Origin of the sequence: Bradyrhizobium genomosp. I (2014), from assembly GCF_000261685.1 — a bacterium.
GTDB lineage: Bacteria > Pseudomonadota > Alphaproteobacteria > Rhizobiales > Xanthobacteraceae > Bradyrhizobium.
The window spans coordinates 1-15,195 of record NZ_AJQE01000426.1 but is presented as its reverse complement, the minus strand read 5'-3'; the positions used below and the strand labels follow the sequence as shown (position 1 = coordinate 15,195).

The 15,195-nt window shown below is 58.8% G+C and carries 20 protein-coding genes and 2 pseudogenes; 15 read left to right on the top strand and 7 right to left on the bottom strand.

Annotation, left to right across the window (positions count from 1 at the left end):
- The 10 genes and pseudogenes from IC50_RS41825 to IC50_RS36830 all read left to right on the top strand — a co-directional run.
- On the top strand, positions 1–198 hold a 198-nt coding region (locus tag IC50_RS41825; RefSeq protein ID WP_157461196.1), incomplete at its 5' end, for a hypothetical protein.
- A 234-nt stretch (positions 199–432) separates the two neighbouring features.
- Positions 433–651, top strand: a complete 219-nt coding sequence (locus IC50_RS41820; RefSeq protein WP_129964954.1) for a hypothetical protein — start codon at positions 433–435, stop codon at positions 649–651.
- On the top strand, positions 635–1,306 hold the full coding sequence (locus IC50_RS36870) for a bifunctional DNA primase/polymerase (protein WP_011090970.1): 672 nt from the start codon (positions 635–637) through the stop codon (positions 1,304–1,306). The genes IC50_RS41820 and IC50_RS36870 overlap by 17 nt, the downstream gene beginning before the upstream one ends.
- 13 nt (positions 1,307–1,319) lie before the next feature.
- Entirely contained in the window at positions 1,320–1,655 is a 336-nt protein-coding gene (locus tag IC50_RS36865; RefSeq protein WP_161536874.1) for a hypothetical protein, read from the top strand.
- A gap of 14 nt (positions 1,656–1,669) precedes the next feature.
- The gene (locus tag IC50_RS36860; protein ID WP_011090968.1) at positions 1,670–3,097 is read left to right on the top strand and encodes a phage/plasmid primase, P4 family; all 1,428 of its coding nucleotides are present in this window, start codon (positions 1,670–1,672) and stop codon (positions 3,095–3,097) included.
- A 401-nt stretch (positions 3,098–3,498) separates the two neighbouring features.
- The gene (locus IC50_RS36855) at positions 3,499–4,050 is read left to right on the top strand and encodes a hypothetical protein (protein WP_014498619.1); all 552 of its coding nucleotides are present in this window, start codon (positions 3,499–3,501) and stop codon (positions 4,048–4,050) included.
- 197 nt (positions 4,051–4,247) lie between these two features.
- Positions 4,248–4,781 (top strand): hypothetical protein, encoded by a 534-nt coding sequence (locus IC50_RS36850; RefSeq protein WP_011090966.1) that lies wholly within the window; start codon positions 4,248–4,250, stop codon positions 4,779–4,781.
- An 8-nt stretch (positions 4,782–4,789) separates the two neighbouring features.
- Positions 4,790–5,338, top strand: a complete 549-nt coding sequence (locus IC50_RS42255; protein ID WP_223153797.1) for a hypothetical protein — start codon at positions 4,790–4,792, stop codon at positions 5,336–5,338.
- Positions 5,339–5,534: 196 nt separating this feature from the next.
- A pseudogene (locus tag IC50_RS43575) lies at positions 5,535–6,025 on the top strand (HK97 family phage prohead protease).
- A gap of 101 nt (positions 6,026–6,126) precedes the next feature.
- Positions 6,127–6,492 (top strand): hypothetical protein, encoded by a 366-nt coding sequence (locus tag IC50_RS36830; RefSeq protein ID WP_014498622.1) that lies wholly within the window; start codon positions 6,127–6,129, stop codon positions 6,490–6,492.
- A 3-nt stretch (positions 6,493–6,495) separates the two neighbouring features.
- On the opposite strand, the gene IC50_RS39840 is transcribed toward IC50_RS36830, so the two are convergent.
- Positions 6,496–6,675, bottom strand: a complete 180-nt coding sequence (locus tag IC50_RS39840) for a DUF3892 domain-containing protein (RefSeq protein WP_071916953.1) — start codon at positions 6,673–6,675, stop codon at positions 6,496–6,498.
- Between IC50_RS39840 and IC50_RS36825 the strand changes: the two genes are divergently transcribed.
- Together IC50_RS36825 and IC50_RS36820 are read left to right on the top strand one after the other, a co-directional pair.
- Positions 6,653–8,059 carry a hypothetical protein gene (locus IC50_RS36825; RefSeq protein ID WP_011090961.1) on the top strand — a complete coding sequence of 469 codons (1,407 nt, stop codon included), beginning with the start codon at positions 6,653–6,655 and terminating at the stop codon, positions 8,057–8,059. The two genes, IC50_RS39840 and IC50_RS36825, sit on opposite strands and share 23 nt — an antisense overlap.
- A gap of 16 nt (positions 8,060–8,075) precedes the next feature.
- Positions 8,076–8,279, top strand: coding sequence for a cold-shock protein (locus IC50_RS36820; protein ID WP_011090960.1), 204 nt, complete (start codon positions 8,076–8,078; stop codon positions 8,277–8,279).
- 385 nt (positions 8,280–8,664) lie between these two features.
- Here IC50_RS36820 and IC50_RS36815 read toward each other — a convergent pair whose 3' ends face one another.
- The 3 genes from IC50_RS36815 to IC50_RS36800 all read right to left on the bottom strand — a co-directional run bounded on the left by IC50_RS36815 (position 8,665) and on the right by IC50_RS36800 (position 10,827).
- Positions 8,665–8,892 (bottom strand): hypothetical protein, encoded by a 228-nt coding sequence (locus tag IC50_RS36815; protein WP_223153796.1) that lies wholly within the window; start codon positions 8,890–8,892, stop codon positions 8,665–8,667.
- A gap of 554 nt (positions 8,893–9,446) precedes the next feature.
- Positions 9,447–9,671 carry a hypothetical protein gene (locus tag IC50_RS41815; protein WP_154694125.1) on the bottom strand — a complete coding sequence of 75 codons (225 nt, stop codon included), beginning with the start codon at positions 9,669–9,671 and terminating at the stop codon, positions 9,447–9,449.
- An 871-nt stretch (positions 9,672–10,542) separates the two neighbouring features.
- Positions 10,543–10,827, bottom strand: coding sequence for a DUF3892 domain-containing protein (locus IC50_RS36800; RefSeq protein WP_011090958.1), 285 nt, complete (start codon positions 10,825–10,827; stop codon positions 10,543–10,545).
- A 904-nt stretch (positions 10,828–11,731) separates the two neighbouring features.
- On the opposite strand from IC50_RS36800, the gene IC50_RS36790 reads away from it, so the two are divergent.
- Positions 11,732–11,974 (top strand): hypothetical protein, encoded by a 243-nt coding sequence (locus IC50_RS36790; RefSeq protein WP_014498627.1) that lies wholly within the window; start codon positions 11,732–11,734, stop codon positions 11,972–11,974.
- 3 nt (positions 11,975–11,977) lie between these two features.
- On the opposite strand, the gene IC50_RS36785 is transcribed toward IC50_RS36790, so the two are convergent.
- The 3 genes from IC50_RS36785 to IC50_RS36775 all read right to left on the bottom strand — a co-directional run bounded on the left by IC50_RS36785 (position 11,978) and on the right by IC50_RS36775 (position 12,804).
- Positions 11,978–12,217 carry a hypothetical protein gene (locus IC50_RS36785; RefSeq protein ID WP_016846398.1) on the bottom strand — a complete coding sequence of 80 codons (240 nt, stop codon included), beginning with the start codon at positions 12,215–12,217 and terminating at the stop codon, positions 11,978–11,980.
- The gene (locus IC50_RS36780; RefSeq protein ID WP_223153795.1) at positions 12,214–12,447 is read right to left on the bottom strand and encodes a helix-turn-helix transcriptional regulator; all 234 of its coding nucleotides are present in this window, start codon (positions 12,445–12,447) and stop codon (positions 12,214–12,216) included. Before IC50_RS36780 ends, IC50_RS36785 begins: the two co-directional genes overlap by 4 nt.
- Positions 12,448–12,561: 114 nt before the next feature.
- On the bottom strand, positions 12,562–12,804 hold the full coding sequence (locus IC50_RS36775) for a helix-turn-helix domain-containing protein (RefSeq protein WP_011090956.1): 243 nt from the start codon (positions 12,802–12,804) through the stop codon (positions 12,562–12,564).
- A 67-nt stretch (positions 12,805–12,871) separates the two neighbouring features.
- Here IC50_RS36775 and IC50_RS36770 point away from each other — a divergent pair, with 67 nt between their 5' ends.
- The gene (locus IC50_RS36770; protein WP_014498629.1) at positions 12,872–13,129 is read left to right on the top strand and encodes a hypothetical protein; all 258 of its coding nucleotides are present in this window, start codon (positions 12,872–12,874) and stop codon (positions 13,127–13,129) included.
- 659 nt (positions 13,130–13,788) lie between these two features.
- A pseudogene (locus IC50_RS36765) lies at positions 13,789–15,195 on the top strand (Ulp1 family isopeptidase); the annotation flags it as partial.

The window sequence follows — 15,195 nt, the reverse complement described above, 5'->3', positions numbered from 1 at the left end:
GTCCGAATTTGCGAGGCCAGCTCTCTCATCGCCGAGGTGATGGTGCTGCACGACCGGCCGGGCTTCGCGCCCTACGTCGAACGCCTGGAGCGGGAGCTTGCCGCTATGCAGTCGAAGGATGACGTGATGACACGCGCGCGGCGGCGGCTTGCTGCCCGCGGCGCAAACGATAACGGCAAGTCCAAGGTAGCTGCGTGAACAACAGCCCCGCGTCGCCCGCCAAATATCTGCAGCGCGACCTTTAGTGTCACGCCCGAAAAATCTCACTACTCATCACACACTACGAACGGAGGAATTGTGTGCAGCCACAACTCAATTTCCACCACAACTTCAGAGAGCCGGTCAAGATCCCCGGCTCGTTCAACCTGTATTACGATCCGGTTCAGGTCGACCGGCAACTGACTAAGCTTCTGATCGAGGGAGACCCGGAATATGAAAATCCTCGCCACTCATTCGCCGCTCGGTGCTGACGTTGCCCTTGCGGACGTCGAAGTCTGCGAAGGGGTGAAGTTGTTCGGCGTGCGCATTGTGCGTGCGGCCGATGGATCGCATCGAGCTTACGCGCGCGGGGCTGCGCTTTCGCCCGCGATGGTCGAATCAATTTCATCTCTCGTTTTAGAGGGCGATTGCCAACATGCGGGCCACGCTTAAGCGCATTATCCACCTTCGTCGCAGCCTTATTGCTTACGGATACCGTCCCGTCGCGTGTAGTGGCAAAGCCGCTGTCATGGGTAACTGGCAGCGCTCGCGGTGGTCCGCTGCGCAAATGGAAGGCATCGCTCGCAACTATCCGGACGCCACAAATACGGGTCTGCTCTGCGGCGAACTTGTGGGGCTTGATGTCGACACGCCGGACGCTGAGACTGCCGACGCTATCCGCGCGATGGTGATGGAGTTGCCGGGGTCGGACAGAGCGCCGTATCGGATGGGCAAGGCACCGAAGACCCTGTTCGCATTCCGCGCCACCGAGCCTCGCGAGAAGCGCGCAACAGGCGCCTACCTGATCAACGGCGCCAAGTGTCAGGTCGAGGCGTTTGGTGAACGCACGCAATTCGTGGCGTTCGGAACGCATCCCGATACGGGCCGACCTTACGAATGGTTCAACGGTTCGCCGGCCGAAACACCGTTGGCCGAGCTTCCGGAAATCACACCAGAGGCGATCGACGAATTGTTGGCTCGGGCGGAGGCGTACTTCGCCGAGCGCGGGACGCTGATTAAGCCAGCCAGCAAAGCCAGTGACCGCGGCCCGGTGGTAGTCGATAGTGACCACCCGTGGGCTGACACATCAACGCCGCGCGTTGGCTAGCCTCGATGCATGGGTGCCGGAGCTTGGACTCGAAGATCTGCGCAAGTACCAGGGCGGCTTCCACGCTGTTGCATCCTTCCGCCCCTCGATCAACTCGAAGGTGAAGAAGCGAGGCCGCGCGCTGAATATCCAGCCCAGTGGTATTGTCGATTATTCGGCTGGAAACGCCGGCTACTCGCCGATCAACATGGTTTCAGTCAGCCTCAGCATGTCCGCGTCAGAGGCCGCCGAGTGGCTGCGTAAACGAGTTGGCGGCGGCGATGACACCAAGCCAGTCAGCGTTGCTCGTCTTCTTACTCAACCCGCCAGGCGTGCCGCAGCGCGTCGATCAACATCAACTTTGTCCTGAAGGGCGATTGCTGAATGCAAAATGCAATTAAAACCGACGCGTCCAATTCAACCGTTGAAGCCCGCGATGAGGAGCCTGTCGCAGCCAACGACAACAAACCCGCATCTAATCCCGGCACTTCGGTAACCGAGGATAGTGTTGCGTATATATTCGCGAGCACCTATCGAGACACGCTGCGCTTCTGCCACTCCACTGGCGCGTGGTTTGAATGGGATGGTTCGTACTGGCGCAGGAACGAAGTCGGCCTTGCGGCTCACCATGTTAGGGTGATGGCCCGCGATATGTCACAGGGCCTGTCTCCGAAGGCGCTCGCGACTATACGAAAGCGTTCATTCGCTTCAGGAGTCGAGGGGTTCGCTCGCAATGACCCAACCTTCGCCGTCACGATCGAGGCTTGGGACCGCGACCCGTTTCTGCTCGGAACGCCAGACGGCACCGTTGATCTGCGTACAGGGAAAATGCGCGCTGCCGACCCTGCAGATGGCATTACCAAACTAACGTCCACCGCGCCGTCTGCCCAGGCAGACTGTCCACTTTGGTTGCGATTTCTTCAAGACGCGACTGGCGGCGACGGTGAAATGATCCGCTTTCTGCAGCAGTGGTGCGGCTACTGCCTTACGGGCGACACGCGCGAACATGCACTTGTCTTTGTGCATGGCGACGGCGGTAATGGGAAATCGGTTTTTCTCAACACCACTAGCTATATTCTGCACGATTATGCGACTACGGCGTCAATGGACACGTTCGTTGCCAGCCGCAGTGACAGACACCCGACAGACTTGGCGATGTTGCGCGGTGCGCGTCTAGTCAGCGCCAGCGAGACAGAGGAGGGCAGGGCTTGGGCCGAGTCGCGAATAAAACAGATGACGGGCGGCGATGCGATTTCAGCGCGCTTTATGAGGCAGGACTTCTTTACGTTCCAGCCGCAATTCAAACTGTTTGTGGTTGGAAACCACCAGCCAGCACTGCATAGCGTCGACGCCGCAGCCCGGCGGCGATTCAACATCGTGCCGTTCACGCGAAAGCCGACGAAGCCGGATCGTGAACTTGAAGCAAAGCTTCGCGGTGAGGCGCCCGCCATTCTGCGGTGGATGGTTGATGGGTGCCGGGACTGGCAGCGCAATGGTTTGGTGCGACCTGCATCTATTGTTGAGGCGACCGAAACGTATTTTGCCGAGCAAGACACGTTCGGCCAGTGGCTGAAGGATGCTTGCCGAGTTGAGCCGGACAATCGTAGCATCTCAGACTTCGTCGCGGATCTGTTCAAATCGTGGACCGATTATGCTGAAGCATCTGGCGAGCGCCCCGGAAGCCAGAAGGGATTTGTCCAGTCGCTGACCAAGAGTGGCTTCAAGAAGGGGCAAAGGGTACGCGGCGGACAACTCTATATCGGACTGCAACTGCTTAGGCAGGCCGAGAAAGAACCTAGCGTGCGCGATTGAGCACGGATCGCGCACGGGAAAACGAAATGATTTCAATGGTCGGTGCTACGTGTGCGACATGTGCGCGATTTTTCCATTATAGGCGCTTCGCGCGCGCGTGTAGAGAGTCATACGTGAAAATCACGCACATCGCGCACACCGCGCACGGCGGCGGGGTCTAGCTGATCTCTCCCGCCGTTCACATAGGGACCCGCGCCCCCAGGAAAACATCTCCGAGTGCAAAATGAAAACCAAAACATGGGGCGGGGATATAGCAAATCCCTTGGATCCCGCGAGCCGCCCGAACCAGTGGCCGAGTTACGTATAACTTTTTTTGATTGTTTGATTATTCGATCGGCACGCAGATGCCGACGCACAAGACCGCAGAAGCGGTCAGGTACGCTCGTCACGAGAGACAACCAATGCAACACGCAAACGACAACGACCAACCCATAGCAGCCGACCATGTTACCGAGGTCCGCCCGCGCCCTGGCGAGCTGAACCGCATTCTACACCGCCGCTTCCCCGGTATGGGGCCGGCCCATGGCTGGCAATTGGATGCGGCGGCGAGGGCGACGTTTAATGCGGATATGTCCAAGTGGTTTGGTTTGGACGGGCGATGGCATTCAACTGCCGAGCAATATCGCCAGAGCAAAGGCAAGCGCCGCACCAAACAGGCGGCCACCCCCAACAAGCCCGGCAAGCCCGCCAGGCCAGAGCTACTGGATTGGCAGCAGGACGTGGGCGCACCGTACTCCAGGTGGTCGCATGCAGTTGCGGAGGGCGCTGAATTTCTTGCGGGCCGCACCGCCCCGGCGACAAGCGGCATTCGGCTCATGCAATTCGGTGCCGTTGAGGACGCCATGATCCGGGCAATCGACGCCAAGCGATTCCTGACGCAGGTGGCCAATGATAATGAGCCCGACATTCGCAGGAACAGGCCGCGCCGGAGGAAAATCGCGCTGGCGGCTTAAAATCCAGTTTTCGCCATAGTTGGGAACGTATCACCTTGAAGACCACGATTTGTGGTCTGACGTGACGTGCACTCGGCGCGCTGGCCACCACCCGGCGTCGCCACTTTTTCCCGGCCCTGAGCCGCGAAGCCGCTGCATGCGGCGTTTTATTTAACCCTCCAATCGCAATTTCCAATCCTGAAAGGAGAGCGGCCCCAATGGCCACTTGGAATCACGTGCTCGACGCGATCGAGCGTCATCTTGATTTCCCGCGCTCGCGAAGCACCGGAATCGCCAGGCGTTTGCAGGAAGCCGGAATCTTGCCTTCCGGCGCACCGGGCGTTGCGCCTGAGCTAGACGAGGACAATGTTCTCGACCTCGTTGTTGCGCTCGCCTCTGACACCGAGTTGCACACCGCTGTTGACGCGGTCCGCGCCTACCACGCGATGACACCCGGTAGTGTCAACCTGGATGGGGCCCCGCAGTCGATTCCCAACGCGCCGATCGCTGTTGCGATTTTGGTCGAGGACGCACGCACTGGCGTCGCGGAGGCGCGAAAATCTCAGGTTGCCGTATCCTGCAATTGTAGAGCCGTCGCGATTCACAAACCTGATGGGTCGGTCAGTCGCTTCAGTCAGCCGGGCGCTCATTGCGCTCACTGGCAATCCAATGGCCATCACAAGTCAGTCACCATCAACGTCGCCGCTGTGGCCGGTATCATTGATGCATTGTTTGGAAAGGTTGTTGCCTAATGGCTCCGTTGAAGACGAAGACCACCGACGAATTCCGCGTCCCCAGCCTCGCGGAGGCCGACAGCTCGTACGCCGACCTGATCGCGAAACGCGTGGAATTGGAGCAGAGAGACTCTAAGCTCAACAGCGAGCGCTCGAAACTGCGCGGTAAGATCGAGGCGGGCAGGGCGGCTTTTGGGAAACATATCTCGCCCGGCGTGGCCGCGCTGCTTGGTGACGATCCTACTGACAGCATTGCCGATCTGTCGCGGCAGCTCCGCGAAGTCACCACGGAGATAGCAAACATCGAGTCAGCGCGGGAGGTCCTGCATAGGCGCACAGACGAAGCGCGGAACGTAGCCTCCAAGCTCGTGTGCTTCACCGTGATGCCAGAGTACCAGCGCCGTTTGGGTGCGGTATGTGAGGCCGCTCGCGCGTTGGAAGCAGCCAAGCCCGAGAAAAGCACGACGCGCTGCTGGACGATCTGGAGCGCGAGGATGTGCGCCTCGGTTATCTGCGGCCAGTGCGCGCGCACTTCTTGGGCGATCGGCGCGAAGGCCGCGCTTTTTACTTTTTGAAGGAAGTGAAGGAGGCGGGCCACAATGTCTAAGGGATCCGAACGCACTTCCGATGTGGCCGACCGAAAGCCAGTTCGGCGCCGTGTAAAGATGCCTGGCGAAAGCCGACACTCCGAGTGCTCGGACTCACCAGCCGTGATTGCGCGCAAGTTGATGCAAGCGAAACGCGAGAAACGATTGCGGGTGACGCAACGCAATGGCTGAAACCATCTCAGGATTCGCGATTTCCTGGAATCGGCCGGCCATCATCGCGGGGCTCTTCGAGGAACGCTTCGCGCGCGGCGCATTCGACAAGCACATCGCGCAAAATCCAGACGTCGCCGCGCTTTGCAGTCATGATGTCAGCAGGCCTCTGGGGCGCATCAGCAACGGCACCCTCAAACTACGTTCGGATAACGTCGGACTCTACTACTCGTTAGAGCCGCATCCTGATGCGCCTTTAGGGCAGGAGGCCTTGGCACTGTCAACGAGGTGAGCGTGTCGTTTACTCCAGTTGTCGAGGAGTGGGACGACGGTGGCGACATTCCGAAGCGCCTCATCACCGAGGCCAAACTTTTCGAGATCAGCTTGGTCCTGTGGGGAGCCTACGGCAAGGACACCTCAGCTCAGATCAGTCGAGCATCCAGCAACAACCAGGCAGCACGACGGCGCGTTGAAGCGAAGATGCGGGCCCGCGGCATCCTTTAAGCGCAGGGGGAGGGGTGGGTCAGATCCCTCCCCCCCCCGCCACTAGCTACCGGCGGCCCCCCATTTCACGCGCATCTGCAATTCGGACCCCCAGGGGCAAAATGCCACGACCAAGAAAGCCGGCCGCCAAGGCGCTGGTTGAAGGCCGGCACATCATCAATGCTGGCCGCTATAAACGCAACGATCCAACCGGTGCCGAAATCGGCGCTCCACCCACTTGGCTAAACGAGCAACAGGCCAATGCATGGCGTGAATTCGCCAGCGAGTTGCCATGGCTCAATGCATCTCACCGTTGTCTTGTCTCCATCGCATCAGTCTTGCGCGCTCGCCTGCAAAGCGGCGCGGAGATGGGTACAAAATCGCTCAGCCTACTGAGGCTGTGCCTAAGCAGTATGGGCGCGACACCGGCCGATGCGAGCAAGATCAGTTGGGCGCCGGCAGAGGAGGCGGACGATTTACTTGACTAAAACTCACGGACACTCCGGCAGAGCTAGTAGGTTATCGTTGTAGTAGCCGTCAGCGTGAGTTCGAACATATTTTCCGTTCGGGCCGCTAACGACGCCAACGTCCGCGCGCTTACCGCCGACCAACGTAAAGAATGTATTGGTCCCGTTCTCGATCGATCGAATGACCTCCGATCTCGGCCACACCAACCACACGCCTCCGAATGCGACATACTGGCAATTGCTGGCGTCGAAGGGGGATGCTGGCGCCACGGGCTCAACCGGTGCTGCGGGGGCCAACGCCCCCACGTATGGCGGCACTTCGACCACGTCGCTCGCTATCGGCACCGGATCCAAAGCGTTCACCACGCAGGCCGGCCTCGCCTATCAGAATGGCGCTCGCGTGCGGGCTAGCTCGGCGGCGAACACGGCGAATTGGATGGAAGGCCTCGTCACCTACAGCGGCACGACGCTGACCATGACGTCCGACAAGACCGGCGGCAGCGGCACGCTCGCGGACTGGAACTTCAACGTGGTGGGCCAGCCTGGGGCTGGTGATCTGTCGAGCGCCAACAATCTGTCGGACGTGGCGAGTGCTCAAACGTCACGTGGCAATCTCGGGGTTCTGTCTCCGCCGCAAGGTCGCCTGACCCTGGTGAGCGCAACGCCCGTGATGACGACGACGCAGAGCGCCAAAACGACGCTGTACTATGCGCTCTACAACGGCAATCAGGTGCCAATCTATGACGGCACCAAACTCACGATGACGACATTTGCCGAGTTGTCGATCGCGACGACCGACATCACCAAGAACCCCGCGGCGATCGGCGCCAGCAAGGTCAATGACTGGTTTGTCTGGAACGACAGCGGTACGCTGCGGCTGCCTCACGGTCCCGACTGGACAAGCGACACGGTGCGCTCGGCTGGAACGGCGTTGGGCCAGGTCAATGGTATCTGGCTCAACAATCAAGCCATCACCAATGGGCCGGCAGCGTGGCGCGGAGGCACCACGCGCAGCAATGCATCGTCGCAACTTGATTGGATTCTTGGCGGTTCGGGGTCTGGCGGTGTGGCTGGGTACCTCGGCGTGTGGAATGCCTATAACCGCGTGACGGCATCCGCAGCGGCGATCGATAGCGGCCTCGCATACACCTATTCCAGCGCGACCGTGAGGCAGGCGAGAGCGTCCGCAGGCAATCAGGTGTCGGCTGTATTCGGGCTGGCCGAAGATGCGACGCAGATTTCGTATGCATCACGCATTGGTCTGGTCACGAACTCAGCAGCCGCGGTTTCCGGTATTGGCGTGGATGCGACCAACGTTTTCATTGGTCAGGGGGTTCTTGCAGGCGGACGAATACTACTCAGGTCGGTGGAGCAGCCGCGTACGCGGCTCCGCCACTATTGGGTTTGCACGTGTTCTCAGCCAACGAACAGGGCGATGGCACCAACGCCAACAACATCAACGTGGCAGGTCAGAACGCGCTTAGCGTCCTGGCGAGGATGTAAGATCGGTGCCACCCGTATGGCCTGCGGACGCGCGTCGCGACAAGCCATTCTTTTGTCGGAGTCGCGCACTACTTTTCATTTTTGAAAAATGGAGAAGTAAGGTGGCAATTGGGACAGTGAAGTGGTTCAACCCAACAAAGGGGTATGGGTTCATTCAACCGGATTCCGGCGGCAATGACGTCTTTGTCCACATCTCCGCGGTTGAGAAGGCTGGTTTTACTTCGCTCGCAGAGGGCGCAAAAGTCAGCTTCGACATCGTGAAAAATCGCGGAAAGGAGTCGGCGGAAAATCTACGAATCGAGTGATGCACCACCCATTGTGTTGCTCAACAGAAAGGCCGCAGTGGTACGCCGCTGCGGGCGGCCGAGGAGATCGATCGGAATCGGCCGATGGATAAGGCGCTATTGTTCGCGTGGGCGTGCGCTCTAATCCTCTTGGTACTGTTCGTCGCGCTGTACCTTCCTTGGTAGTAAGTTGCCGATGGCGACTCGCCACGGCGCTGCCTGCGATCCGAGACTGATTGCCAAGTCACCGCCCACAATCCTGGTAGTTGCTCTAGGGCATTCGTCCGGAGGATACGTTGCCCGGTCAGCTTCTCCCTCCCTTGAGGCTGACCGGGCGAAGTTAGTGGCGCGCGCGATAGGGACAGCGCTTTATCGGTCCACCCCAAAGCACCGAGTCACGTGGCCGCTAACGTTCCCGCTGTTTAGGTCGCGCGGCTGCCACCGTGAGCCCGGTGTGATCCTTGAGGCTATCGATTACCTTGAGCGCGGCTTCGAGTTCATCTCGAAGACGCTTCGTAATCCGCAGAATGCCGCTCGCGAGCTCCTCGCGGCTGATTTCTGCACCGTGAGCAACTTTTTCTTCGAGGTCGCGTATAGCTTCGTCGATCTTGTGCAGCGAGAATGTGCTAGGCATCATCCGGCTCCGTCCTGATTAAGGGGCCGGCATCCGCCGACCCGCAGCGTAAAAATGCGTCCGCTACACGGTTTAGTAAAGCGGGTGGTGTTGCGGGAAAATCTGTCCCCATCTCGCGTCTGAGCGCCTCGAATTCGGATAAGGTCGAAAGAGGGCAATCCGCCACCGCGTCCATTTTTGAGCAGATAACTTCAACCCGGGATCGCCAATCGGCCAGCTGTTCTTCAGTTCGCTGTGGCGCGTACGTGTCTTCTGCCGGTGTATGGCTTGGCCTACGGACGTAGTCCGTGAATGCTTGGATTGCCGCTACCACTTCGGTCCTAGGCACGGCGGTTACTCCTATGAGCGGAGCCAGCTCGAACATTTGCAGGCCGAGCACTTTGATATGGCATGCACGCGGGGGCGCGACAACCCACTGGTACTGGTAGGTGCTTCCAGTCCTTCTCAGCGATACTCCTTGGTGGCACCAGGGGGGAATTTTGGGCCCCTCGGGAGCAAAGGTGGCCAGCCCTGCCAATCCAAGGGGCGAAGGCTGGCCACCATCGCTTGCGACGTCACCACACAGGGTAGCTACAGGCCAATGGATGCACATATTCGAGCAGCAAATCACGTCCCTGCGGTCCCAAGCGCTTGCGGTGTTTGCAGCCAATCAGGCCAGCGCGGCCGATCAGTCTTTGAGCCAAGCAGATCGCCAAATCGCGACGTCTAATGCCGAGGAGGCTCGACAGCTTGAAACCCAACCTCGGGCCGAAGGAGGCGCGGAAGATCGCTGCACGCATACGCGCTCTTCTAGGAGAGCCGCGTGTGTGCCAACCGGTTCGGGTGGCATGCCTGTGAGACTTTCGCCAGCGCGCCCGCGCTGCTTGCGGTGTGCGGGTTAGTCATAAAAGGCACTGGGTGCGCTCGCGATAGCTGACGAAAGGGTGACGGACTGTCTTGCTTCAATCACGACCGACAGGCTGCCAGGACTCCAAGTCAGTCTCCGAAAGAGAGACCCCAGCACGGGCAGCATGCTGGGGCGAGACGTTGGGCTGACGCGAGCCAGAAATCGAGCCACGACTCGATCATTATGACCGTGTAAATGTAGAGCAGCATCACGCACCGGTCAAAATCGCACTGCATGACAGTAATCGGCGGTAGGATCTTCGTTCGCGCTTTGAGGTGCAATCCGAGCAAACGCGAGAAAACGGCAGTTGCTAATCGCGCATAAGCAAATCTCACGTCCTGAAAAACGACCAAGTTGCTATCGCAACCAAAGGCTGTCCACCGGAAAGAGACGGCTTCGCTCTCCGCAAATGTCCGGTGGTTGGCTAGGTGCGAGAGGTTTTACATCAAGCGACGTAAGGAGATTTGGGAGCAGGTGCAGGCAGAAATGGCCGTTGGAGAAAGTGCGAGAATTTCTCGCACTTTATCGAAGCCGAAACGGGCCGAGGGAATAAACAATTCGCATCTGCAGCAGGCCATCTCCACTGGTGCCGGTGCGGCGAGTCTCCGCGCCGTAGCCGATTGGAACGAGCGCAAATCGTTTGACGAGCGCCGCCGCGCTGGCGGCCCTGAAGCTCCGTGTCGGGATGCGCAGGGCGGCCGGAAGGAAAAAGCGTTAGCTCGCGGAAGGGGGGTCTTAGCCGTGGAGGCCGTCGCTAGTGGGGATCACGGGCACTCAGCCAGTGAAAGAAGATTGTCTGGCTGAACGCCGTCCGCCGTTGTCTTGATGTATTTGTGCCCGTTGTGTTCGGCCACGACCACGCCAGCCATGAGTCCGTCTTCTTCGACATAGAACTCCCATTCGCCGCTTTCAATGTCTCTGATCGTCTGAACGACAGACTGCTTCCATTGACTTCCGTTTGAATATTCACCTCCGACACTTTCAATCCTCTCGTGGGGATTCATCCTGTCGGTCTTATTGATGCAGCGAACGCGTGCGAGTTTAACCACAGGGCTCTCTCCTTCGTGCTGCAAAGGCTGGGTGACCAGTTTAGCGTTCAGTGGCGGCCCAGGCAGCCCAACCAATCCTGGTAGGGGCCCGGGAGGCTTTTCGCCGATACAACGCGAGGGCCCCCCGCGGGTTGATGCCCCCCCTCGGGGGCGGGGCGGTCAGTTTTGCAGCTCAAGGCGGTAAGGCTGACCACGGAAGTTAGTGGCGCGCGCGATAGGGACAGCGCTTCTTCGGTATGGAGGCGCCGAGTCACGTGGCCGCTAACTTCACCGCGGCGCGGGTGTGGCAGGGACAGCGTCGTTTCGCATGTTTCGCGACGCCGAGTCGCCCCCGCGCCCCCCCCAGGACTGTTGGGCTCAAAAGGCCGATGAGCGCCGCGAGGAACGATTCTACTGGATATGCGCGCGCATTACGCTAATTGATTTGGCCACATTTCCCCACTTAGGATTTGTGGCCGTCATCTGCATTTTTCTGATTCAGATAGTCGCACTTGCCGCCCTGGCCAGAAAATATGCTGATGAGAACATCGCGATAGCGATCGACAAAATCATCGCATCGATTTGCGACAGGTTCGGGTGGAAGTAGGGCGGCGAGATCCTATCCGTAAAAGCCAATCAAAAAACGGATAGCAAAAAACGCCCCTGCGACTACGGCTGCCGTGATGGCTATCGCGAAACCAACCCTAAAGCTTTCGCTCATCAGTTCCCCCTAGGCCGCAGGCACATCCCCCTCCGAAATTGCGTCTGCGGCCTCCGCTGCGACGGTCCGCAATCATGCCGGTCACTGCGGTAGGTGTGCGACTACAAATTCTTGTAGTTGACCAGTTCGTGTTCTCTGGGCTCGAATTGCTGTCGAGCGGACCCTACGCCAGTCGCGAGCCCAATCGCCGGATGGATTGTAGCCATGACGAATGAACCGGATGATCTCATCGGACGTATTGCTGAGATCGAACTAATTGCTGAGATCGAACTAAATGAATCGGCGGCGATCTGTGTTGAGCAGATGGACGACGAAATCACGCTCGTCATTGCAAGCATTGTCGGCGTTCACTTCCAAGTGACAGTGGAGCAGGCGCTTGAGTTGTCGCGGGCCTTAGCTGTAGCTGCGGAGAATGCGGAAAAATTCCGTAAGTCAGCCAAGACGTAGCGGCTACTTCTTAATCGAGTGCTCTTGCATAAACCGCGCGGCCCTAACGCGCGCTCGCTCCATCATGTCTTCCTTCGCTTTCGCAGTGGCAAGCTCTGATTCAAGCCGCTCGAAGATCGGGAGATAGACTTCACCGCCTTGTGGCGACTGATCCATTAGGATCGCAAGACAATCCAAGCAACGCTCCAGTGTATCGACCGTGATTGGTTCGTCACTGCGGATCGCGAACCGTTTGGTCATCATTCGCCTACGCTGTCCGCGTCAATAGGGAGCTTGCTCCGCTCCCACTCCAATAACTCGGATAGAAGCCAGAACCTGGTGCGGCCACCGAGGCGCGTCGACGGTTGCGGAAAGGCCGCATCGCGCATGCGCCGGAATAGCCAAGTGTTCGATACGCTGCCGTAGCGCTCGCGAACTTGCTTGGCGTTGAGATACTGATCTGTCGCGAGGGCGTTGAGATCAACGGTCGACACGGGCGCCACCGAATCGTTGCTGCCGCCGCACGCTGGAATGGGAGTGTGGCTTTACAATAGGGCAGCACCCACATCCCTATGGACGCGCCGAAGCGCCCCGATAGGTGTGGGCAGCTAGGCCTTCGGTTTCGCCAGCCTCACACCAGGGCCGCCATCGATCGATTGACCATCTGCCAGGAAGATGGCGCCGGCAGATTCGAGGGCGGCGCGGATGGCGGCTATCGAATGACCCGGTGCCGTCGCGTCGGTCTCAACCCTCGTCACGGTGTTTCTGTGCACACCCGATTTCTCCGCAAGGTCTCGAACGGTCCAGTTCAACAAACCGCGCGCCGCCCTAATTTGTGCACTTGTCACCATGGTTAATTCCTGTATAGTGCATTTGTCACCATAGAGGTGATAGATGCACAATAAAGGAACCCGCCCAATGCTGCAAGCCGCCTCATTTCCGTCCGCTGAACGACCCACCACCCTTTCGCAGTTTCTCTACACCCATCGCCGATTGACCGACCTGGCCCGTGGGCCGCTTCCCAGCGAGATCGTTGAGGAGATGACCCACACCGCATGCGGAATTGCGGAGAGGATCCTTGAGGCGCCCGCCGCAGACTGGCGGGATCTGAGCAAGAAAGCCCTGCTGCTGCTCGACGAATTGCCCTACGAGCAGGAGTGGCTCGATCGTATGTGAATGCGGATCGAAATTTGACCCCTCAATCAGTCTATCTCGTGGGCTAACGTCTTGATTTTTCAAGTGCCGGAAAAGTGACCCCGGCGCCGATCGGCGTCGGACCCCCGCGCCGATTCACAGAAGCATGCGAAAACCATCGAGGCTCGCGGCGAAGACGTTGTCCAGCCGCATCAAGAAGCCGGATATACGTCAGTAGTTGTGGCCGTCGATCCTGATCAAGTCGGTCGTTGCAATCGGGCGGGGTCCATATGGGGTCCGGACGCCGATCGGCGTCCCAAGTGCTTGATGGGTCAATGTTCAGCGTCGATTCACAAAGATGTTGGCTGGAGATAGTCCTCGCCGCGAAAGCTGGCCGTACGCCTCACCGATGAGGAGCAGTATTTTGTCTCTGAATCTTCGGTCTATCGGCTGTTGACGGCGAAGCGCGCAGGCACATGCGCCATGCTGTCTTGGCGCGGCAATTGTCGTCATCAGGTTCTCGACAGCTTCCCCATTTAAGTTTAACAAACATACAGGGCTGATCCCCTTGGAAGAACATCCGCTGCCGATGCTCACGGTGCGTGCCTGCCGGCGCTGTAAAGGGCGGTTTGTTGCTGATTGCCCGGCATGTCAGATCGATAGCCCAGGTTCATATTTGAAGAGGACGGATGGATTTCCCCTTGACCAAGTCGGTGCATGAACAATCGGGCAGCACGGGTCCGCAAGAGAGCTCACCCGCGGCTCCGTCTGCAGCCGCGGCGACCTTTGAGCGGCAATTGAGAGAGATCAGCAGTTCAGGTGTGGGTGGTGGAGCAATGCCGGCCGCCGCTGCGCTGCAGCCGGCTCAATCAACGGAGGTTTTGATAGGGAGGCAGTGCAATCAGATCCTTTACTCCGAGGATGCTCGCCTTATCTCGGGGCTTGAGAAGGCCCTTACGAAGGGCGGGGCCGCCAAAGGCACCACCAATAACTATTTACGTGTTCTTCGCGGCTTTGGCCATTGGCTCTCCGCAAATAACAAAAAGGGCATCTCTGCTCGGCTCGACGACAAAAAATCGCTGTCTCAAGATGCGCGCGAGTTCAGCGGAGAGGGTGAGCCCTGGAAACTTCTTACAGCAATAGGTCATCTCCGAAATTCGCAGTCGACCGGCGAAGTCGTGCCGATCACACGCCACGTTGAGGTAAATCCTTATCAGCAGGACGCGGAACTCATCAAAGAGTACCAAAACGAAGTAGCGTCAGAGATGGGCAAGAGGGATGCAACCGCTCTTCGCAATTTCAGCGACTACCTGCGTGACAACAACAAGAAGGGTATTGTTGGTCGGCTTCGCGGCGAGTTGTTAAATGAAGATGTTAAGAGCTATAAGAAAGTCTCCGCTTTTCGTTCGAAAATCGGTGTCGCGCTGGATCGTCTCCGAAAATCGTCGGCCGGCGCTAAGGCGATGGATCTCGAGCGCAATATTGATCCCGAAGACGCGGCCCTGAAGGAGTCGAGGCAGGTCGGCGACGCCGCTGCGCAGCACAGTTCGTCGCAGAAAGCTGGCAGTTGGCCAGAGGAATTGCTTCCTGCGGAAGGCCATGATCAGAATTTGCTTTTGGGGCCGATGGACGAACCCGGCGCGTCGTCCTCGGCGCCGCAGCCGACTCAGTCAACTGGGATTTTGAGAGGGAGGAGGAGACGGCCTCTTTATCCCGAGGATGCTGCCCTTATTTCGGGGCTTGAGAAGGCCCTCATCAAGGGCGGGGCCGCCGAAGGCACCGCCAAGGACCATGTACGTACTCTTCTCAGCTTTGGCCAGAGGCTCTACGCAAATAACAAAGATCCCATTGCTGCTCGGCTCGACGACGAAAAGTCACTGACCGCTGATGCGCGCGAGTTGTTCGAAAAGCGTCCCGCGACACTCCATAGGGCAATAGACCATCTCAGGACCTCGCGGTCGACGGGCGGAATCGTGCCGATCGCAGGCCGCACTGAGTTGCATCCTTATCCCCAGGACGCGGCACTCATCAAAGAGTACAAAAACGAAGTAGCGACAGATGCCGGCAAGAGGGATGCAACTGCTCTTCGCAATTTCAGCGACTACCTG